The 20,679-nt window shown below is 64.7% G+C and carries 22 protein-coding genes; 14 read left to right on the top strand and 8 right to left on the bottom strand.

Features of this window, described 5'->3' with window-relative positions:
• The first annotated feature begins 187 nt into the window (after positions 1–187).
• The 4 genes from N6H05_RS18570 (at position 188) to N6H05_RS18555 (ending at position 5,861) form a co-directional block, all read left to right on the top strand.
• Entirely contained in the window at positions 188–2,584 is a 2,397-nt protein-coding gene (locus N6H05_RS18570; RefSeq protein ID WP_284111057.1) for a YadA family autotransporter adhesin, read from the top strand.
• Positions 2,585–2,674: 90 nt separating this feature from the next.
• Complete coding sequence (locus N6H05_RS18565; protein WP_284111055.1) at positions 2,675–3,490, top strand: phosphotransferase family protein; 816 nt, start codon at positions 2,675–2,677, stop codon at positions 3,488–3,490.
• Positions 3,491–4,059: 569 nt separating this feature from the next.
• Positions 4,060–4,401 carry a UrcA family protein gene (locus tag N6H05_RS18560; RefSeq protein ID WP_284111054.1) on the top strand — a complete coding sequence of 114 codons (342 nt, stop codon included), beginning with the start codon at positions 4,060–4,062 and terminating at the stop codon, positions 4,399–4,401.
• A gap of 161 nt (positions 4,402–4,562) precedes the next feature.
• Positions 4,563–5,861, top strand: a complete 1,299-nt coding sequence (locus N6H05_RS18555) for an OprO/OprP family phosphate-selective porin (protein WP_284111052.1) — start codon at positions 4,563–4,565, stop codon at positions 5,859–5,861.
• Between the two features lie 17 nt (positions 5,862–5,878).
• Here N6H05_RS18555 and N6H05_RS18550 read toward each other — a convergent pair whose 3' ends face one another.
• Complete coding sequence (locus tag N6H05_RS18550; RefSeq protein WP_284111050.1) at positions 5,879–6,628, bottom strand: LytR/AlgR family response regulator transcription factor; 750 nt, start codon at positions 6,626–6,628, stop codon at positions 5,879–5,881.
• 5 nt (positions 6,629–6,633) lie between these two features.
• Positions 6,634–7,743, bottom strand: a complete 1,110-nt coding sequence (locus N6H05_RS18545) for a sensor histidine kinase (RefSeq protein WP_284111049.1) — start codon at positions 7,741–7,743, stop codon at positions 6,634–6,636.
• A 158-nt stretch (positions 7,744–7,901) separates the two neighbouring features.
• On the opposite strand from N6H05_RS18545, the gene N6H05_RS18540 reads away from it, so the two are divergent.
• From N6H05_RS18540 to N6H05_RS18525, 4 genes are all read left to right on the top strand, one after another.
• Positions 7,902–8,057 carry a hypothetical protein gene (locus N6H05_RS18540; protein ID WP_284111048.1) on the top strand — a complete coding sequence of 52 codons (156 nt, stop codon included), beginning with the start codon at positions 7,902–7,904 and terminating at the stop codon, positions 8,055–8,057.
• A gap of 97 nt (positions 8,058–8,154) precedes the next feature.
• Positions 8,155–8,406 (top strand): hypothetical protein, encoded by a 252-nt coding sequence (locus tag N6H05_RS18535; protein WP_037507992.1) that lies wholly within the window; start codon positions 8,155–8,157, stop codon positions 8,404–8,406.
• A gap of 65 nt (positions 8,407–8,471) precedes the next feature.
• On the top strand, positions 8,472–8,846 hold the full coding sequence (locus N6H05_RS18530; protein WP_284111046.1) for an STAS/SEC14 domain-containing protein: 375 nt from the start codon (positions 8,472–8,474) through the stop codon (positions 8,844–8,846).
• Between the two features lie 156 nt (positions 8,847–9,002).
• Positions 9,003–9,551: a hypothetical protein gene (locus tag N6H05_RS18525; protein ID WP_004207710.1), complete on the top strand. Its 549-nt coding sequence runs from the start codon at positions 9,003–9,005 to the stop codon at positions 9,549–9,551.
• A gap of 107 nt (positions 9,552–9,658) precedes the next feature.
• Here the strand turns inward: N6H05_RS18525 and trmB are convergent, their stop codons facing one another.
• The 6 genes from trmB to N6H05_RS18495 all read right to left on the bottom strand — a co-directional run bounded on the left by trmB (position 9,659) and on the right by N6H05_RS18495 (position 16,028).
• Positions 9,659–10,363 carry a tRNA (guanine(46)-N(7))-methyltransferase TrmB gene (gene trmB, locus N6H05_RS18520; RefSeq protein WP_284111045.1) on the bottom strand — a complete coding sequence of 235 codons (705 nt, stop codon included), beginning with the start codon at positions 10,361–10,363 and terminating at the stop codon, positions 9,659–9,661.
• Between the two features lie 52 nt (positions 10,364–10,415).
• The gene (locus N6H05_RS18515; RefSeq protein ID WP_284111043.1) at positions 10,416–11,465 is read right to left on the bottom strand and encodes a hypothetical protein; all 1,050 of its coding nucleotides are present in this window, start codon (positions 11,463–11,465) and stop codon (positions 10,416–10,418) included.
• A 576-nt stretch (positions 11,466–12,041) separates the two neighbouring features.
• The gene (metK, locus tag N6H05_RS18510) at positions 12,042–13,241 is read right to left on the bottom strand and encodes a methionine adenosyltransferase (protein ID WP_284111041.1); all 1,200 of its coding nucleotides are present in this window, start codon (positions 13,239–13,241) and stop codon (positions 12,042–12,044) included.
• A 57-nt stretch (positions 13,242–13,298) separates the two neighbouring features.
• Complete coding sequence (lnt, locus tag N6H05_RS18505; RefSeq protein ID WP_284111039.1) at positions 13,299–14,849, bottom strand: apolipoprotein N-acyltransferase; 1,551 nt, start codon at positions 14,847–14,849, stop codon at positions 13,299–13,301.
• A gap of 10 nt (positions 14,850–14,859) precedes the next feature.
• Positions 14,860–15,495 (bottom strand): YqaA family protein, encoded by a 636-nt coding sequence (locus N6H05_RS18500; RefSeq protein WP_004212017.1) that lies wholly within the window; start codon positions 15,493–15,495, stop codon positions 14,860–14,862.
• A gap of 11 nt (positions 15,496–15,506) precedes the next feature.
• Positions 15,507–16,028 carry a GNAT family N-acetyltransferase gene (locus tag N6H05_RS18495; RefSeq protein WP_284111037.1) on the bottom strand — a complete coding sequence of 174 codons (522 nt, stop codon included), beginning with the start codon at positions 16,026–16,028 and terminating at the stop codon, positions 15,507–15,509.
• Between the two features lie 114 nt (positions 16,029–16,142).
• Between N6H05_RS18495 and N6H05_RS18490 the strand changes: the two genes are divergently transcribed.
• The 6 genes from N6H05_RS18490 to N6H05_RS18470 all read left to right on the top strand — a co-directional run bounded on the left by N6H05_RS18490 (position 16,143) and on the right by N6H05_RS18470 (position 20,667).
• Entirely contained in the window at positions 16,143–16,385 is a 243-nt protein-coding gene (locus tag N6H05_RS18490; protein WP_004212020.1) for a reeler domain-containing protein, read from the top strand.
• 117 nt (positions 16,386–16,502) lie between these two features.
• The gene (locus N6H05_RS18485; protein ID WP_284111035.1) at positions 16,503–17,279 is read left to right on the top strand and encodes a hypothetical protein; all 777 of its coding nucleotides are present in this window, start codon (positions 16,503–16,505) and stop codon (positions 17,277–17,279) included.
• Between the two features lie 122 nt (positions 17,280–17,401).
• Positions 17,402–17,842: a DUF6334 family protein gene (locus N6H05_RS28305; RefSeq protein WP_502958943.1), complete on the top strand. Its 441-nt coding sequence runs from the start codon at positions 17,402–17,404 to the stop codon at positions 17,840–17,842.
• A 289-nt stretch (positions 17,843–18,131) separates the two neighbouring features.
• On the top strand, positions 18,132–18,950 hold the full coding sequence (locus tag N6H05_RS18480) for a DUF2711 family protein (protein WP_284111033.1): 819 nt from the start codon (positions 18,132–18,134) through the stop codon (positions 18,948–18,950).
• A gap of 138 nt (positions 18,951–19,088) precedes the next feature.
• Positions 19,089–20,084, top strand: a complete 996-nt coding sequence (gene hemB / locus N6H05_RS18475; protein ID WP_279728511.1) for a porphobilinogen synthase — start codon at positions 19,089–19,091, stop codon at positions 20,082–20,084.
• Between the two features lie 7 nt (positions 20,085–20,091).
• Positions 20,092–20,667: a gamma carbonic anhydrase family protein gene (locus N6H05_RS18470; RefSeq protein WP_284111031.1), complete on the top strand. Its 576-nt coding sequence runs from the start codon at positions 20,092–20,094 to the stop codon at positions 20,665–20,667.
• Positions 20,668–20,679 lie beyond the last annotated feature (12 nt).

The raw sequence follows: 20,679 nt of genomic DNA, 5'->3' as shown, positions 1-20,679 counted from the left end.
CCAAGGAAGATAGGATGCCATCGGCGCAGATGCCAGACGGGTGCGATTTCGACGCATCGCCAAAGCCTTGCGAAGCGCTTCGGCGCGATTAAGACACGCTTCGTGGGGGAAGAGGGGATGATTCGGGGGCTTGGCTGAGAGCGATCCCCTCCGACTGCACCGTTGGTCTGTAGGAGTAGTCTGTTTCATGATGAAGAAATTTGGCCTGTCGCGCAGCGTCGCGGCGGGGATCAGCCTGTGCGCGCTCGCCACGGCCGGTATGGCGCGCGCCGATGAGACGGTGGAATGCAATGCAGGAAGTGGCGATCAATCGACGGAATGTGGCGTCGATGCCAAGACTTTTGCGGATATGGCAACCGCAATCGGGGCAGGGGCGATAGCCAGGGATTATGGGGCCACGGCGATAGGCGCCGATGCCTATGCCGGAAGTCCAATGCTGACAGGCACCGCCTTCCAGACGGCGATCGGCGCTTCGAGCCGTGCCACCGGAGATTATGCCACAGCCGTCGGTTTCGGAAGCTCGGCTGACGACAGGGGCGTTTCTATGGGGTTCAGGGCCTCGGCCGCGCGTTCAGGAGCCGCGATTGGCACATCGTCCATGGCGGCAGAATCGTCGATTGCGATTGGTGATCTTGCGGCTGCGAGCAACGTCGGCACAATTGCGCTTGGCAATATGAGCGTATCGAGTGGGACCAATTCGGTTGCGATGGGCATCGGCGCGCAGGCCAGTGGTGACGTGGCGATATCCATTGGCGCAGGTGCGACGGCGGACGCCTATGGCACTGCCATCGGCGGAAGCGCCAGCAGCTATTCTGTGGCGTCAGGTTCTTCCGCGCGAGCCTATGGCCAGCAGTCGGTAGCCTTGGGAAGCAGCGCCTATGCCGTGCGCGACAATAATGTCGCGGTGGGATATGGTTCGATTGCGGAAGCCGCCAATAGTGTGGCATTCGGCTCTCGCGCCAAGACGATCATATTGGCGGATAATAGCGTTGCGCTTGGCAATGGTTCGATTGCGGATCGCGCTGCAAGCGTGTCCATCGGTCAGAGTGGTTCGGAGCGGCAATTGACCAATCTGGCAGCCGGTAGCCAGGCCACCGACGCGGTGAATTTGACGCAGCTCGATCAGGTTCGGACTATAGCGAATACGGCGCGGACCAACGCCAATATTGCAAATGGCTTGGCTGTTGCGGCTCAGACTGCGGCGGATGCCGCGCTGGTTAATGCCGCGACGGCGCAGACCACGGCCAATAGCGCCAAGGCCGATGCAGCGGCTGCCCAGTCCACCGCCGACACCGCGCTGGCGACCGCGACGACGGCGAATGGCACCGCCAATACGGCGCTTGCTAACGCCGCGACCGCCCAGTCGACCGCTGACGCTGCGCTGGCCAATGCGGCCATGGCGCAGGATGCCGCGAACAGCGCGAAGGCCGACGCATCGGCGGCGCAGGGGACGGCCAATAGCGCGCTTGCCAATGCGGCGACCGCGCAGGGCACCGCCAACACGGCGCTCGCCAACGCGGCGACGGCGCAGGCGTCTGCCGATGCGGCGGGCGTGAAGGCGGATACGGCGATCGCCTATGGCAGCGAGGCGCGCGATATCGCCAATAATGCGCTGGCGCAGATCGGCACGGCCAACGGCAATGCGACCGAGGCGCTGAATGTCGCCAACGGCATCGCCGGCACCGCCAACAGCGCGCTGGCGACCGCCAATGATGCCAAGAGCAGCGCCGATGCGGCAGCGGCCCGTACCGCCTATATCGCTGTCAATGGATCGGGCGCTGCCCCGACCGCGAGCGGGGCCAATGCGATTGCAATGGGCAATGCCGCCAATGCGTCGGCCGCCAACGCGGTCGCCATCGGCAATGGCGCGCAGGCGACCAACGGTGCGGCCGTGTCGGTCGGCTATGCCAATCGCGCGAGCGGCAACGGCGCCGTGGCGATCGGCGATCCCAATGTCGCGACCGGCACCGGCGCGGTTGCGATCGGCGCCAACAACACGGCCACGGGCGACGGGGCGGTCGCGCTGGGCAATGCGAGCACGGCCAATGGCGCCAGCGCGGTTGCGCTGGGTAATGGCGCCCAGGCGGTCTATGCCGATAGCATCGCGATCGGTGCCAATGTCACCACCGTCCGGCAGGGCCAGGTGGCGCTGGGTTCGGCCAGTTCGACCTATACCGCCGCCGGCATCACCTCCTCGGCCAGCCGGGCTGCCCAGTCGGGCGCGGTCAGCCTGGTGACGACCGATGCGGCGGGCAACCTGGCGACGGCGGCGCTGGATGTCGGCGAATTGTCGGGCCTTGGAGGCCGTGTCGGTACGCTGGAAGGCGAAGTCGTCGGCATGAAGCAGCAACTGCGCGCGGCCAACGCCGGCATCGCGGCGGCCATGGCGATGGGTGGCACGCTGTTGCCGCCGGATTCGACCTTTGCCTTGTCGTTCAACCTGTCGACCTATCGCGGCCAGCAGGGCTTTTCCGGCGCGGCTGTGGCCCAGGTCACCGAGCGTGTTTGGATGAGCGGCGGCTTCGCTGGTTCGACCGTCAAGGGCTCGACCGGTGGCCGGGTCGGCATGACCTTCGGCTGGTAAAGAGGATGGGTGCCGTCGGCCATCAGCGCCGGCGGCACCCGTCGCAAAAACACTGGCCAATCCCGCCCGGCTGCGGCACAGGCGAGTGGCATGAGCCTGCCTGATCCTTCCACCTTCATTGCCGAGGGGGCGTCCGCGGCCGTGTATCGGCTTGAGGGCGGCAAGGTGCTCAAGCTGTTTCACGAAGGCGTCGATGCCGGGATCATCGGCCGCGAATATGCGATGGCGCAGGCGATCCAGGCGACCGGGCTACCGGTGCCCTGTGTGTTCGGGCGCGCCGAGGCTGGCGGGCGGCAGGGCATCATCTATAGCGAGATAGAGGGGCCGAACCTGCTCCATTATATCGTCCGCCATCCCCATCGGATCGGCTGGGCGATGGGCGCGATGGCGGCGTTGCAGCGCGCCATCCATGCGCATGACCTGCCCGAATTGCGCAGCCGCAAGGCGATCTTGGCCGAGGATATCGAGATGGCGCCGATCGGCGACCGGCTGCGCGCGGCGGCGATCGACCGGCTGGACCAGTTGATCGAAGGGGATCATCTGTCCCATGGCGACCTGCATCCGGCCAATATGATCGTCAGCGGCGACGGGTTGGCGGTGATCGACTGGTCCAAGGCGGCCCGCTCGGCCCCGGCGGCCGACGTGGTGCGCAGCGAGATGCTGATGCGGTTCGGGCCGGGGCAGGCGGCCGGGGCGCTGGAGGGCAAGCTGCGCGACGCGACGACGGCCTATTATGTCGGCCGCTATCGCAAGCTGGCGGGGATGGAGCCGGAAGCGCTCAATGCCTGGCGGGGGCTGGTGGGGCTGGCCTGGCTGCGGCATCGGCTGCCGGGCCGGGACGCGGCCTTTGCCGCCTATCTGACCGATGCGTTGTGCCGCGCCGGACTGCCGCCGCTGGAAGGCTGATGTCGTTGGTGGATGGCGGTGGGCGGTTCGTCCCCCACCGATGCCGCCCGGCGGATGTTATACCCCGGTCATCGAAGCGGCGTCCGCAGGGCTGGTCCTGTCGTTATTCTGACATCGAAACAGGCCAGAGAGCAGCGCGTTAAGCGACGGTTCACGGCCGATGGTGCCGTGTTGACGGTAACAGTTGAGACATGAATCCTGGAGTGCCCGACAGCATCCCGGATACGCCCCCGGCATTCCCTTGCGCCGGGGGCGTTTTCATGTCCGCTCCTCCTGCATCTCCGTAATTTCCCCTAGGGAATGCGCTGTCGTTTCGTGGACGAATGGCATTGGTCCGGTCGTTCGTCCGCGCCTGTCCGCTCTTGGTCGATGGATCGGTCGTTGGCCGATGCCGAGGGTTACCGGTCGAAGCGGACGAGCGGCGCGCCGGCACAGCGCGTACACAGGATGGGCGAACGGGATATGGCGCAACGCCCCCACAAGACCCCCGCCAAACCGTTCGCATCCGGCGCGTCGACGCCCCCTGACGACGCAGGCCGGATGCCATGACAGTTTTGAGGAGACACGCCATGTTCGCCACCGCCAAGATCATCACCACCCTGAGTGCCGCCGCCCTGCTGGCCGGTTCCGGCATCGCTTCGGCCCAGGATTTCAAGTCCAACGGCCGCACTACGCAAGTTCGCTTCGGCGACCTGGACCTGACCCGCTACGCCGACCAGCAGCAGTTGCGCAGCCGCATTTCCCGCGCGGCGGGCAAGGTCTGCTCGACCAGCGATCTGGCGGCATATACCGCCTGTCGTTCGGCCGCGATTGCCCAGGTCGAGGCGCCGATCGCCACCGCCATCGCCCGCGCCCAGACGAACGAGCGCTATGCCGATGCCAAGGATGCCCGGCCGGTCGTGGGCAACTGACGCAAATCATCCCGTCGAGGGAAGGGAGAGGCCTGGCGCAAGCCGGGCCTTTTTCTATGGGAGGGCGGGCGCGCCGTCCCGGTTATTCTCGGTATTTCCCCCGATGGCGGACCGCTTGATTTGCGAGGATCAGGAGAGGCAGGTTCAAGGGGATATCGGTCATGCGCGCGCGTCTTTCTCGCACTTCGCCCGTCATCATGGCAATCGCGCTGATGGGTGGATTTCACGCCTCCGCTGCCCGCGCACAGAGCACGGAATCGCTCTATGAACCGATCGGTCATCATAGCGGCGGCGATGTGCATGCGGTGGACGAAACGCCCCATTATGTCATTCCCGACTTTCCCCCGGCCAAGCCCGCCGACCCCAGCAAGGAACAGCCCTTCTTCAAGATCCGCTTTGGCCTGGCCATGATCGGCGACTGGACCGATTTTGCCCAGGATGCGGTGAGCGAAGACCAGGTCGGGCGGCTGAGGGACGAGTTCCAGGTCCGTTCGGCCCGGCTCAACATCACCGGTTCGATCGGTGGCGACTATCGGGTCAGCTATCAGGTCAGTGGCGAATATAAGGGGTTCGACACCGCGCCCGAGCAGAAGTGGAAGCTGACCGACGCAGCGCTGACCTTTCCGCTGGGCAGTCGCACCAAGATGACGGTGGGCAAGACCAAGGAGACATTCTCCTATGAAATGGTCGGGGATTCGGCGAACCTGCCGCATAGCGAGCGCGTGCTGACGCCTTTTTTCACGTCGCGCAATTTCGGCGTCCGCTTCGTCCAGGTGCTGGGCGCGAACAAGGCGGCGACCTTTTCGGCGGGCGCCTACAAGGATAGCTGGGATTTCGGCAGCTCGACCGATCGTGGCTGGGACTATTCGGCGCGCATGACCGGGCTGATCTGGGACGTGCCCGACCGCAACGAGTTCCTGCATGTCGGCGTCGCCTATCGCCATGCCGCGGCGGACGGCACGGTCCGCTATAGCGGCCGGGCGGAAACCAATGTCGGCGACGTCGCGATCGATACCGGGAAATTTTCTGCCCAGAGCAGCGACGGCTTTGCCGGCGAGGCGCTGCTGAATGTCGGGCCGGTGTCGTTCCTGGGCGAATATATATTGAACCGGACCAATTCGCGCGAATTTCGCGACCCGGTCTTCCATGGCTGGTATGTCACCGGCAGCTGGATATTGACCGGCGAGACCCGGCCCTATGACCGCAATGTCGGCTATGCCCGGCGCGTCATTCCCAAGGGCCGCTGGGGCGCGCCCGAACTGGTGGCGCGCTATTCGGAAATGGACCTGGACGATAATGGCATCGAGGGCGGCCGGTTCAAGAAGACGATGCTGGGCCTTAACTGGTGGGCGACGACGCGCTGGAAATTCGGCGCGACCTGGGGCCACACCTGGCTCGACCGGTTCGCCGAGCGCGGCGAGAGCGACACCTTCCTGACCCGCATCCAGTGGATCTATTGAGTGCGTAGCGGACGCGTCTAGCGCCCGGTCATCGCCCGTGCATTGGCGAGATAGGTGCGGCCGATACGGATTTCATTGCCGTCCGCCAGTGCCGCGAACCAGACGCCGCTGCCGTCGTGACGCAGCCGCGCGATATGCGGGCGCCGGACGATGTGCGAGCGGTGCAGGCGGACGAAGGCCTGCGGATCGAGCCGTTCCTCCAGCGAACTGATGGTCTGGTGCAGCAAATAGCTATGGGCGCCGACATGGAGGCGCATATAGTCGCGCTCCGCCTCGATCCGGTCGATCTGGTCGGCGGCGATGCGGACCAGTTCGGATCGGTGCGGCACCCAGAATTCCTCGGCCCATTCGGGCGTGGGATCGGCCGGGGCGGACGGGGCACCATCCTCGCCGTCGCGGCTGCGCAGCGCCTGTTCGACCCGGTCGACCGCGCGGGTCAGGCGATCATGGGCGACGGGCTTGAGCAGATAGTCGATTGCGGCAAGATCGAACGCCTCGACCGCAAAGCTTTCGAAGGCGGTGACGAAGATGATCGCCGGGCGAATGCCCATCTGGCTGATCGCGCGGGCGACGCCGATGCCGTCGAGCAGCGGCATGGCGATGTCGAGCAGCAGCAGGTCGGGCTTCAGGGCCTCGACCAGGCGCAGCGCCGCCTCGCCATCATTGGCGGTGCCGACCAGCGCGATGCGCGGTTCGCGCGCGCACAGCATCTGCAATCGCTCGACCGCGAGCGGCTCATCATCGACGATCATGGTGCGGATGGACATGGGCGTCAGCACCCCCGGCGGTTGAGCGGAAGGAAGAGATTGACGGCAAAGCCGCCATCGGCCTGTGGACCATAGTCGATCCGGCCCTGATCGCCAAAGCGGGCGGACAGGCGGTCGCGCACATTGGCGAGGCCGATGCCGCTGCCGCCATCGGCGGGGCTGGGCGGCTTGTCGCCATTGTCGGCGACGGTGAGGTGCAGCAGGCCATGCTCCTCGCGCGCGCGGATGGTGATGGCGACCGGGCTGGAGGTGCGCGAGACGCCATATTTGATCGCATTTTCGACCAAGGGCTGGAGGATCAGGCCCGGCACGCAGGCGCTGAGCAGGTCGGCGGGAATATCGATCCGGGTGGTCAGCCGGTCGGGGAAGCGCACCGCCTCGATATCCAGATAGAGTTTCTGGAGATGGACTTCCTCTTCCAGCTGCACGTCATCGAGCGGATCGCCGGTGAGGCTGGTGCGGTAGAAATTGGAGAGCGACATGATCATCTGTTCGGCCTCGTCGCGCCGGTCCTTCATCACCAGGGACGAGAGCGAGTTCAGCGTGTTGAACAGGAAATGCGGGTTCACCTGATAACGCAGCGAGCGCAGTTCGGCCTGCTGTGCTGCGCGTTCCAGCCGGGCGGCGCGGCGTTCGGTGCGATGCGCCTCGCTGGCATAGGAGAGGGCGAGATAGAGGCCGGCCCAGGCGGCAAGGAAGAAATAGCGGCTGAGCGCATCTTCCAGGATCGCGGTCAGGGCATAGCCCTGTTGGGTATATTTCTCATGATCCGCGTCGGGGAACATGCTGACCGGATCATAGATGTTGAAGACATAGAAATTGGCCGCCGCCATGGCGAGGGCGAAGGGGGCGGCGAGCGAGAAAGCGGCCACCACCCGGATCATCAGCGGTTTGCCGTCGAACCGGCGCAGCACCAGGTACAGCACCCAGGTGACGATGATGCCGATCAATGTCACCACCGCGCGGCGCGCGGCCATTTCGATCTGGGAGTCAAAGCCGACCACCGCCGCGCGCAGGCTGATCAGCACGGCATAGAAGAACCAGAAGCCGATGATGGAATAGAGGGCAACGGCAGGCGCCACGCCGCGTGGCCCGTCTTCGGTGGGAAGTGTCATGGAGGATATCTACGCCAGCTTGCCGGCGCTGTCGCCCCCTGTGCGCGATGCTGGTCGAAGCGGCTTGACGGTTGGTCGAAGCGGCGGCGGGGGGAACCGGGGCGGAACCGGCATTGGCTCCTGTCGGTTGATCCGGCAGGAGAAAAGGAGAGGCGCAGATGAGCGATACCCGGCGCGAGAGCGAGAAGAAGCTGGACGAGGCACTGGAAGACAGCATGGACGCGTCGGACCCGCCCGCGACCAGCCGGCCCGACGATGACGGCGAACCGGTGCCGTCTTCGGGGTTTCCCGAAAAGCCCGAGCGTCCCCGATAGCGGACCGCGAAAATCCATGTTATTCCAGTAGGGCAAGCGCGGCCCCGACCGCCATCAGGCGGCAGGCCGGCTTCCCGCGCGAGAGGAGCAGACGACGATGCCGACTTCCACCACCCCCGCGATCGAACGCATTGCCCGCGTGCTGGCCGGGCGCCAGTTGAGCCTGAACGGCGGCGGCAAGGATCCCCATGCGGCGGGCGCGGTGGATGCGGCCTGGCCCGACCATGTCGACGATGCCTATGCGATATTGCATACTCTGCGCGAACCCGATGCCGACATGGCGCGGGCCGGCGACGTGGCGGTGTGGCGCAGCATGATCGGCGCGGTGCTGGAGCGGCGCCCGGCCTGAGCAGGGGCGTCCCCGGAGCGAAATATTAACCCGGTCGTGGCAGGGAGCGCGCAGGAGACTGCGCCATGTACCACATCGAATTTCGCCATGATCTGAACCTGCTGGACATCAAATGGTCCAAGCTGTTCACGGCGCAGGAAGTCGCGGCCTATGCCCGCGAGTGCAAGGCCCGCTTCCTGGCCGAGGGGTTCAAGCCGGGCTATCTGCTGCGCATGGACATGAGCGCCAGCAGCGCCCAGCCGCAGGAGGCGGTCGCGTCCTTTCGCGCGAATCTTGGCGATTTTCCCAAGGCGCGGCGGATCGCCATCATCACCGGCAGCGCGATCACGCGGTTGCAGGTGAAGCGCGAAATGACGCAGCCTTATTTGCGGATCTTCGATGATGCGAGCGCCGGACTGGCCTGGTTGCTGGAAGCCGAAGCGGTTGAAGCGCAGGCATAATCCTCGGTCCGTCGCATTTCACAAAAATATCATGTTGCACTGCAAAACGAAATCTGGTCCCTTGTGACAATCGGTGGGACAGGTGCCCGTTAAGCCTTTGCTAACCATGCGGGGCGCATGTTCTGCTGATCGACTTCAAGTCGGAGGGCATGAGCAATGGGCACGAGTGCAAGACCGGCGGACGGGGCCATTACCCTGGCGGAATTGCGGGAATTCGCCAGTTTCCCGTCGGCCACGCAAAGATATATTCGCAGATCGCTGGACATTGGGCTGCATCGCCGCGACGCGATGAAGCTATGGTCGCGCGACATGGTCGAGGAAGCCAGCATCCGCGCCCAGGCGCGCATCTATGGCCGGCTGGACGAGATCAAGGCGCATGTCCCCGACGATAGCGGGCTGGACCAGGTGGAGCCGTTCATGGCGCCGCTGGTGACGGTGTCCGCCTTCGACCTGGGGCAGGACCGGCTGGCGAGCTTCTCGGCCTATCGCTTCCTCTATGAGCGGTTGCTGGGGGCGGGGGCGCGGCCCTGGCTGCCGGGCGCCTTCTGCGCGGCGGCGAGCCTGCCGCATTTGCATCCCGAAAAGCGGCGGCTGCTGTTGCAGTCGATCAGTGAGGCGGCGGCCACCGCGGTCGGCTGGTCCAACCGCGAGCCGACCTTCTACCCCGAATGGGTCGAGAAGGTGGACCTGTCCAAGGCGAATTGATCGGGCCGCCATCAGGATTTCATGTCCAGATGGCGGGGGGAGCGGGTCGGTACGGACCGGTCGGATGGGTCATGTCGCAGCGGCAATCCGACGCCTGCGGCCCCTTGTCAGGGCGCGGATCGGCGGCGGTAGCGGAAATACCAGACTTCATGACCCAGCCGCCGTGCCTTGGCCTCGTAGCGGGTTTCGGGCCAGCCGCCCGGACGGGTCAGGAAGTCCTTGGGATCGCTCGCCAGCCAGTCGAAATCCGGGTGGCCGTTCATCACCATCAACGCCCAGCGCAGATAGACCGGATGATCGGTGCCGAAGCGGAACTCGCCGCCGGGCTTGAGCTTCCGCGCGATCATGTCGACCGGGCCGGGGTTCATCATCCGCCGCTTGGCATGGCGGGCCTTGGGCCAGGGATCGGGATGGAGCAGATAGACGAAGCTGAGCGACCCGTCGGGGATGCGGCTGAGAACGTCGAGCGCGTCGCCCATGTGCAGCCGGACATTGCCGAGCGCGCCATCGCGGATATGGCCGAGCGCTTGCACCACGCCGTTCAGGAACGGCTCGCAACCGATGAAGCCATGGTCGGGCAGCATATCGGCGCGATAGGCCATATGCTCGCCGCCGCCGAAGCCGATCTCGAAATGAAGCGGGCGGTCATAGCCGAACAGGTCGGCGGCGGTGACGTCGCCTTCAGCCGGCACCGATACGGCAGGCAACAGCGTGTCGACCAGTTCCTGCTGGCCCTTGCGGAGCTTGGGGCCGGACTGGCGGCCATAAAGGCGGTTGAGAGTGGTCGGGTCGCCCGATTTATGCGCGGTCATGGGGTGCGCCGATAGCGGGAGCGGGCCGATGGAGCAAGCCGCGTGCGCCCGATCAGTTTGCGACGGCGTCCGGCGACAGGCTGATCTGGCTTTGCTTGCCATAGACGCTGGTGGCCGACAGTGGCTTTTCCGACTGGACGATTTCGATCGCCTGGGCCGGCGGCGGCGCGCTGGCATAGCTGGGATATTGCAGCCATTGGTCGAGCTTGCGGACGGTGACGGTCCAGGGCGCGCTGCCTTCATCCTTGCCGCCGAGCAAGGCGGTCAGCGTGTTTCGGGTGATGGCCAGCATGGTGCCCGAATCGCCGAGCGGGATGGCATAGCTGCCCTCGTTCGCCTCGCCCTGATAGATGGGGAGGCGGCCCTGTATCCGATCGGGATGGACGCAATAGGCTGGTGCGGCCGGGGCTTCTCTATTTTTCGCCGCCTTTTCCCTGACGCTGCGGTCGATATTGCCCATCATCGCGCCGGCAATGACGGACGCGCCGTCCTTTGTCACCTTGTCCGCCCGCGCACCGAAGACAAGCGGTTGGGGGCAGGCTTTGAGCGGGGCGACCGTCGCGAGTGGCGGCAGCACGCGGGGCCAGCCGAACTGGGCTATCATCCGATCCATCAGGGCGTCGAGTTGGGCTGCATCATGGACGGGCGAAGTGACGCGCAGTTTTACAACCCATTCCCCGAGCGCGATGACGGCAACGCCGCTGCTGCGGCCGACCTGGGTGATGGCGAAGCTCTGGCGCAGGCCGGCCGGTACGGAACTGCCCGGAAGGGCAAAGGCCACAGGATCGCCCAAGGCGGCCGGGCGCCCGAACTTGTCGTTGGTCGCGATCATGGTGGCCGCGACATCGAACCAGATGGCGGTGGCCGGCATGGCGGCATGATAGACATAGATATTCACATGGGTGCGACTGATCGGATCGTCATAGGCAATCGATGTGTCGAGGAGCGCGCCGTTGCTCAGATCTTCGACCGCGCTGCGGGCAAAGCCGTCAATCTTCGGCGGGAAGGCGATAGCGGATGGTTTGTGGGTCCAGCTCCTGTCGGGTTTGACGGCGATGGCCTTTGGCTGGGCCTGGACGGAGGAGGCCAGGACCGTTGTCATCACAATAGCGCCGATCACCCGCATCCACATGGATATCTGCCCCCTCCCGCTATGCATGCAGGCAAGGTAGCGGGAAGGGGGCAGAGCACAAGGGCCATGGGATGCCGAACAGGGGAGAGCGGCAGGACGGCCCTTGAAGCTGGCTAGCCGTGGTGCGACCCGAAGGCTGGCCGGGAGGCAAGGCCCGACCGGTCTGTCCAGTTCGTCAGGTCACTTGCACTTGGCGAAGCGGCCCTTGGCGTCCTTGCAGGGGCCCTTTTTCGGGGCCGCCTTTGGCGGACATGTGACGAACTTGCCCTTCGCATCCTTGCAGGGAGCTGCCAGTGCAGGAGCGGCACTGCCAACCAGAAATGCAAGGCTGATGAAGGCGGTAGCAAGAGGACGGGTCATGGCGTTGCCCTGGGTGGAGGGTGCCGGGCTCGACAGGGGTGCGAGCCCGACGCCCTCTCTATGCGCGGTTCCGCGGGCGCAGGCCAATGAACTTTTCGTCATGTTCCGGCAAGGAAGGCCGGCAAAGAAGAAGGGCGCCGAAGCCATGCTTCGACGCCCTTCCCCTGATTTACGTGGTGGCCGGTATCAGGCCAGCTTTGCCTTGAGCGCGTCGACCAGATCGGTCTTTTCCCAGGGGAAATAGTCGCCTTCGGGGGTGCGGCCGAAATGGCCGTAGGCAGCGGTCTTCTGGTAGATCGGCTTGTTGAGGCCGAGATGGGTGCGGATGCCCTTGGGGGTCAGGCGCACCAGGGTCGGCAGCACGGCTTCGATCGCCGAGGCTTCGACGGTGCCGGTGCCGTGCAGGTCGACATAGAGCGAGAGCGGCTCGGCAACGCCGATGGCGTAGCTGAGCTGGATCGTGCAGCGACGGGCGAGGCCGGCGGCAACGATGTTCTTCGCGAGGTAGCGGGTGATGTAGGCCGCCGAACGGTCAACCTTGGTCGGATCCTTGCCCGAGAAAGCACCGCCGCCATGGGGCGACGCGCCGCCATAGGTGTCGACGATGATCTTGCGGCCGGTGAGGCCGGCGTCGCCGTCGGGGCCGCCGATTTCGAACAGGCCGGTCGGGTTGACATAGATGCTCTCGTCGCCCGGCAGCCAGCCTTCGGGCAGGACATCGGCCATCACGCCCTTGACGTAAGCGCGCAGCTCGGCGCGGCTGTCGTCATTGTCCATGCCGGCGGCATGCTGGGTCGAGACGACCAGCGCGGCCGCGCGGACCGGCTTTTCGTCGATATATTCGAGCGTCACCTGGCTCTTGGCATCGGGTTCCAGGAAGGGAACGACCTTGCCATGGCGGTCGGCGGCCATGCGCTCCAGGATCTTGTGCGAATAATAAAGGGTGGCGGGCATGAGATCGGGGGTTTCGTCCGACGCATAGCCGAACATGATGCCCTGGTCGCCGGCGCCTTCGTCCTTGTTGCCGCTTTCATCGACGCCCTGCGCGATGTGCGCGGACTGGCCGTGGAGGTTGTTCTCGAAGCGGAAGGTTTCCCAGTGGAAGCCGTCCTGCTCATAGCCGATCCGCTTCACGGTCGCGCGGACGGTCGCTTCGATTTCTTCCTTGGCGCCCGGCGCCCATTCGCCATTCTCATAGACGCCCTTGCAGCGGATTTCGCCGGCCAGGACGACGAGCTGGGTCGTGGTCAGGGTTTCGCACGCGATGCGGGCTTCGGGATCCTTGGACAGGAACAGGTCGACGATCGAGTCGGAAATCTGGTCCGCGACCTTGTCGGGGTGGCCTTCGGAAACGGATTCCGAGGTGAAGAGGAATTGGTTACGCATGAGACTCCCGTAAGACATGGGCGGACGAAAGGATATAAAGAAAACTTTATGTGGTTATTAGCTTTTGCCTTTGCGCAAGGCAATAGCCGTCCCGAGCAGGATCAGGAGGAAGGCGAAGGGCGCCCAGTTGCCGATCCGCGCGAACAGCGTGGCGGGCAGCGGCGGCGGCAGGCGGCTGTCGAGATAGCCCGCGCGATGGCTGGAGAGGGCGTGGAGAATATGGCCGCGCGCATCGACGATGGCGGAGACGCCGGTCGGCGTGGCGCGGATGATCGGCAGCCCTTCCTCCAGCGCGCGCAGGCGGGCCTGGGCCAGATGCTGGACCGGCCCCCAGCTGCCGAACCAGGCGTCGTTGGACGGGTTGAACAGGAAGTCCGGGCGATGGGCGCGGTCGACCACCTGGCCTGAGAAGATGATCTCATAGCATATCTGCACGCCCATCCTGAGCGCAGGGCGGCCAAGGGTGGCGGGCAGGGGCAGGCTCTGCGGGCCGGGGCCGGGCCAGAAATCGACGTCGCCCGGCACCAGCCGCGACAGGCCGATCGGCTGGAGGATGCTGCGCATCGGCAGATATTCGCCATAAGGGACGAGATGCGCCTTGTCATAGCGGGCGGCCAGCTGGGCATCGGGGGTGACGACGAACAGGCTGTTGTTGGCGCCGGCCAGTTCGGTCGTGCCATAAGGCCCCCCGTTCTTACTATCCTTGAAATAGACCTTGGTCGCGCCGGTCATCAGCAGGTCGCCCGGCCCCATCAGGTCGGCGAGGCGCCAGCGCCATTCGGGTTCCATGTCGAGATAGGCAGGGATCGCCGCTTCGGGCCAGAAGATCAGGCGCGGGGCAGGGCGGGGCTTGCCCGACAGGGTCGCGAGGGTGCGGAAATGCGCCTGTTCCAGCTCGGCCGAATATTTCTCGTCCTGGCCGATATTGGGCTGGACCACGCGGATCAGCGGCGCACCGGCGGGCGTCGTCGGCGCGGGCGAGAACTGGCCCCAGAGCGCGAGGGCGACGAGCGGCACGGCGATGGCGGCGGCGGGGCGATACTGGCGGCGGGCGGTGAGCAGGCAGGCCCCGGCGGCGAGCAGCACCAGCGCGCCCAGGCCATAGGTGCCGATCAGGGTCGCGGCGATCGCGGCGCCGGTCGGCAGCAGGGTGACGCCCAGCGGGTTCCAGGCAAAGCCGGTGAAGATGGTGGCGCGCGCATATTCGCTGGCGATCCAGCAGCCGGCGAACAGCAGCAGGAAAGCCGGGCCGGTGAAGGCGAAGCGGCGCCCGGCCCACCACGCGCCCAAGGTCGCGAGGCCGGGATAGACGGCGAGATAGAGCGAGAGCAGGACCACCGCGCCATAGCCGAACCAGTGCGGCATCGCATCCTGATAGGTGAAGGCGTGGGCGATCCAGTTGAGACCCAAAGTGAAATGGCCGACCCCGAACAGCCAGCCGCGCAGGAAAGCGGCGCGGCGATCGGGCGCGCGCTCGACCAGCAGGATCAGCAGCGCGAAGCAGGCGATGGTCACCGGCCAGAGTTTCAGCGGCTCGAAACCGGTCGCCGAGAGGAAGCCGGCAAGCAGGGCGGCAAGCCGGGGATGGCGCGCGAGCAGGTCGTTCATTTGCGGCGGATCAGGAAATGGTGGCCATGGTGGCATTGGAGCAACGATCGCTCTTCTGCCCGCCGCCCGACAGCATCGACGCGGCGACGAAGCCGCCGACCACCAGCACCAGGAACAACGCCGACAGCGGTGCCAGATATTTCTCGATGAACGCCTTGATCGGGCGGCCGAATTTCCAGAACAGGAAGCCGACGATCATGAACTGGAAAGCGCGGGACAGGATGCTGGCCCACAGGAAGGTGAAGAGCGACAGGCCGATGAAGCCGGCGGTGATGGTGATCAGCTTGAACGGGATCGGGGTCGCGCCCTTGATCAGGATGATCTCCGCGCCATAGTCGCGCAGATAGCAGGCCGCGACCGGGAATTTCGCCGACAGGCCAAGGAAGTGCAGGATCTGCGCGCCGACCGCCTGATAGAGGAAATGGCCGATGCCATAGCCCAGCAGGCCGCCCAGCACCGAGGCGATGGTGCAGATGAGGCCATAGCGGATCGCCTTTTCCGGCCGCGCCAGGCACATCAGGCCCAGCAGTGGATGCGGCGGGATCGGAAAGAAGCTGGATTCCATGAAACTGAAGGCAAAAAGCCAACGTTCGGCGTGCGGGTGAGCGGCCTTGGCCAGCATCCACTGATAGAGCTTGGTGAGCATCGCGAGCGGGCCTAGCTGAGTTGAACCGGGGCCGCCAGCGCTTTTGCCAGGACGACCATTTCGAGCGGCGGATCGAGCGGGATGGGGAAGGGGCGCTTCTCGTCGGTCAGCATATAGCCGCGTCGCTGATAATAGGCGATCAGCTCGGGGCGCCGGTCGATCACCGTCATCTCGATCATCGTCGCGCCGAAATCGCGCGCGGCCTGATCCTCCGCGGCGGCGATCATGCGGCGGCCAAGCCCGGCGGCCTGAAGCTGCGGATCGATGCAGAGCAGGCCGAGATAGGCGACGCCCTCGTCGCGCTTGGCGATCTGGACGCAGCCGATCGGCATGCCCTTGTCGTCGATCGCGACCAGCAGGCGGTCGGTCGGGCTGGCGAGGATCGCCTGCAATTCCTCGATATCGGTGCGGGCGCCGGTCAGCAGGTCGGACTCGAAGGTCCAGCCGGCCCGCGCCTCATCGCCGCGATAGGCGCGCTCGATCACGCGATGGAGCAGGGGCAGGTCAGCGGGGGCGGCAAGGCAGATATCCATGGCCCCGCCTTTAGCGGGCCGGCGATGGCTGCAAAAGCCCCGATCATAGGGATGCGGCGATGCTTGATCGGGACGCTGCGGCCGCGATAGGATCGGCGCAAACAGGAGAGTGACATGCAGGATATGGGCGAGGGCAGCTGCCCCTTCAGCTTCAACATGGACCCGGCCAGCTTCAAGGTCGGCGATTCGGTCAGCTATCGCGTGACCGGCAGCCTGGAGGGCTTTCCCTTTGCCGGGGTGCTGCTGGAAGTGCATGACGACCATGTCGTGCTGACCTCCGATGTCGACGACAAGGCCAGCCGAATGCGCGCCACGCGCGAGAGCCGGCCGGTGGTGCGCGAAGAGGATGTCTGCTGACGGGCAGGGTATCGGCCGGCCAATCCCACCACATTACCGATTTGTCAGCCGCCACGGCGTTGACTGTGCGGTGCCGTCTGGGCATGACGCGCAACGCATAGAGACCGGTCGGCACGCTTGATAATTTCGCATATTCCCTGGGACAAGTTGCGGCAGCGGGCCGGAGGCCTGGCGTTCGCGCTGGTGCTGAACGCGATCCTGCTGCTGGCGCTGCTGACAATGGCGCCGCATATCGACCCCAAGAAGGTCGAGGATCGCAATCCGGTGAGCTTCGACATCGAGCCGGCCAAGCAGGCGAACAAGGAAAAGTCCAAGGCGCAGAAGGCGGAAAAGCGCGAGCGGGATACCGCCGCGCCCAAGCAGAAGAGCGAGCCGGTGGTAACGCCACCCCGGCCGGTCGAGACGCCGAGCGTGCAGCCGCCATCGCCTTTCCCCTTCATCACGCTCGACAGCCGCCAGATGGCGGCGGCCGACATCGGCAAGATGGAAAAGAAGACGGCGGGCGTCGGCGACAGCGGCACCGGCAATGCCAAGGCGATCGTCGGGCCGGGCGAGGGGCCGGGCGGCGTGCAATTGTTCGAGGCGGAATGGTATCGCCGGCCGACCCATGCCGAATTGTCGACCTATCTGCCCGCCAATGCGCCGGCGCAGGGCTATGGCCTGGTCGCGTGCAAGACGATCGACCATTATCATGTCGAAAATTGCCAGATGATCAGCGAATATCCGACCGGATCGGGCTTTGGCCGCGCCGTGCGCCTGGCCGCCTGGCAGTTCCTGGTGCGCCCGCCCCGCGTCGACGGCAAGCCCCAGGTCGGCGCCTGGGTCCGCATCCGCATCGATTATACCCGAACGGTTATCGGTGGTGGCGCTGGCGCAGATGACGACGGGCGCTGAGGCGCGGTAGGTCGAGTAGCGACCAAAGTCGGTCGCTCGATCATTGCCATCCGTATCCCTGAACCTGTCGCTCATTAAGATGGCAGGTTGAACGTCGAATAGCGAAATCTGTTGGAAGGCGAATGCCCGACGAGTTACCATTTCGTATGGTAGAGCATGTTTCTTTCCGTTTCAATTGGGATGAAGTCGCGCATGAGCAAGTTACCGATGTGCTCGGGCTAGACGCCACCGTTATGGATGATGGGTCTGCACGTTGGGCTTCAGTTGCAATTTGCGTAGGAACCACGGCTGTTATGGTAACGGTGGAGCCAGACACCGACCAAGTTATTGTTGCTCGCGCAGCCCTGCCCTGTGGTGGCGGATGGGAGAGGATCCCGTCTTTTGATTTCGCGGTTGCCAAGCCCCTTGGATGGTCTTGGATCGGGATCAATTCTCAAGGTTACAAAGACAGCTTTACCGTCGCGTTCGGCGATGCGGTCCCCGATGCCCTCACGCCCCGATGCACTTTCTTGGCGGAGGCCTCTTTACTGATGTGCTTCGACCTAGCGCCACGCCGGGCTTGACGTCCACTATGGGGCGATTGTTGCCCAACGATTCTTTTTCGCGCAGCATCAGCTATGGTCGATCATCTCCTCCAAACCGGACCGTCGCCTAACCACCCTTTTCCGCCGTTTGCGCGGGTCGCGGCAGAGTGACGCTAACGGCCAATGAGCTGAGGAGGCCTCAGGGAATGAATCGCCTGGGCGTTGGCGAAAACCGGACGGTCGGCCACCCGGCCATTTTGTGCCGTTCATCGTAGAGTTGGCCTAGCCCGAAAGCTGACATCGTAACGGTATGCGATTAGAACGGGGCATGGATATGATCGATCGAGATAAGTTTGGCCCGCCCGACGATACGCCCATCCTACCTTGGTTTAGCGGCGCATACACACACGGCTTTGTCGCTCTCCATCCATTTTTCACCGTAAAAGGGCTCGACCCGAAGACCTGCGAACACGGAACGCTTGTCCTTTCAGGCTCGGCGGCTCCTGCTGCACTTGGTTTGTTGGAGTGGGCGGACGAAGAGGTGGCTAATCGACGCGTTGGTAAGGAGATTAGTTTCGAAGGGGTCGATAGTGCGGCAAAGCGATATGGACGGCAGATCGGCTGGCGAACGATCTGTCAGCAGGCTGATTTCGCTAACCACTGCGATTTGGATCAGGCTTTGAGAACGAGCATCGGCGGCCTCAAGCATGGCTTTGCGGACGCCGCCAAATCAGAGCGTCTCACCATTTACTGCTCTCAGCATGGCATATTTCCGCCGAACGAGGGGCGTTTCGAACCGCTGATGCAAGCCAACCTCGCCGCAGTGTTTAGACGAGCCGGTTTTAGCCGGCTGATCGTGGGGGATGAATTTGGCGATGATGAACGCCTGGTCGACACTAGCTCGTTGGAACAAGGTGATTTGTGGGACGGCATGGCTGACCTTCCACAATATGGCGTGAAACGCCTGATTGCTCCCGATCACTCACTTCTAGCATGGGTCCACTGGGATAGCTTCTACACACTGCTTCTTGGGAAAGAAGAGGCGTTCCAAGGCCTAAAGATCGCCAGTTTGTTCGAGGGGTTTTGGTGTTCCGAACAAACGGAATCATCTTGGTTTAGACAGCCCTGCATCCCGCTTGTGGAATAGCTCGCGAAGCGACTAGCACATGTCCGCTTTCCAAACCGGTTGGCTAAAAGCCGCCGGTCTGCTTCCCACCCATTCCCGCCAGGGGCAGGACAATCGGTCCGGCTTGATCCCCTTCTGGTCGCGGCCTACACCCGCGGCATGACTATTGCCTCCTATCCGGCGCTGCGCATGCGCCGTACCCGTGCCACCGCCTGGAGCCGGGCGATGCATGCCGAGAACCGCCTGTCGCCCAGCGATTTCATCTGGCCCCTGTTCGTGACCGAAGGGGACGGCGTCGAGGAGCCGATCGCGGCGCTGCCCGGCGTATCGCGCTGGTCGGTCGACCTGATGGTGGCCCGAGCCAAGGAAGCGCGCGACGCCGGTATTCCCTGTCTGGCGTTGTTCCCCAATACCCAGGCCGAACGCCGCAGCGACGATGGCGCCGAGGCGCTGAACCCCGATAATCTGATGTGCCGGGCTATCCGCGCGATCAAGGATGCAGTGCCCGATATTGGCGTGCTGACCGACGTGGCGCTCGACCCCTATACCGCCCATGGCCAGGACGGGCTGCTCGACGAGACCGGCTATGTGATCAATGATGCAACGATCGACATGCTGATCGGCCAGTCGCTCAACCAGGCCGCGGCGGGCGCCGACATCATCGCGCCCAGCGACATGATGGACGGCCGGATCGGCGCGATCCGCGAGGCGCTGGAGGAAACCGGCCACGCCAATGTGCAGATCATGGCCTATGCCGCCAAATATGCCAGCGCCTTCTATGGTCCGTTCCGTGATGCGGTGGGATCGCGCGGGCTGCTGAAGGGTGACAAGAAAAATTACCAGATGGACCCGGCCAATGGCGAGGAGGCGCTGCGCGAGGTCGCGCTGGACCTGGCCGAGGGCGCGGACAGCGTGATGGTGAAGCCGGGCCTGCCCTATCTCGACATCGTTGCGCGCGTCCGCGACCGTTTCTCCGTGCCGGTCTTCGCCTATCAGGTGTCGGGCGAATATGCGATGATCGAGCATGGCGCCGCCGCCGGCTCGGGCGATCGCGATGCGCTGATCCTGGAAACGCTGATGGCGTTCAAGCGGGCGGGCTGTTCGGGCGTGCTGACCTATCATGCGCTGCACGCGGCGCGACTGCTGAACGGTTGAGGCGCAGATGAGCGACCATCCCGATGTTTCGATCATTCCATTGAACGGCAAGACGCCGCTGATCCACCCCAGCGCCTTCATCGCGCCGGGATGCCGGATCATCGGCGATGTCGAGATCGGCGCGGATGCCAGCATCTGGTATAATTGCGTGATCCGGGGCGATGTGAACCATATCCGCATCGGCGCGCGCACCAACATCCAGGACGGCAGCGTCGTCCATTGCGACAGCCCCGGCGACGGCCGTCCGGGCTATCCGGCGGAGGGCTATCCCACCATCATCGGCGAGGATGTGCTGATCGGCCATATGGCGATGGTCCATGGCTGCGTGCTGGAGGATCGCGCGTTCGTGGGGCTTGGTGCGATCGTGATGAGCGGCTGCACGGTGGAGAGCGACGCGATGCTGGCGGCCGGCGCGCTGCTGTCGCCCGGCAAAACGGTGCTGCATCGGCAGCTCTGGGCCGGGCGCCCGGCCAAATATATGCGCGGCCTGACCGACGAGGCGATCATCACCATGCGCGAGGGCGTCGACCATTATGTCCATAATGGCAAGGCGCATAAGGGCGCGGTGCGGCAGATGGGGTGAGGCGCGGCGTGG

Source organism: Sphingobium sp. WTD-1 (assembly GCF_030128825.1).
Lineage (GTDB): Bacteria > Pseudomonadota > Alphaproteobacteria > Sphingomonadales > Sphingomonadaceae > Sphingobium.
This window is presented reverse-complemented; position numbering and strand designations above follow the sequence as displayed.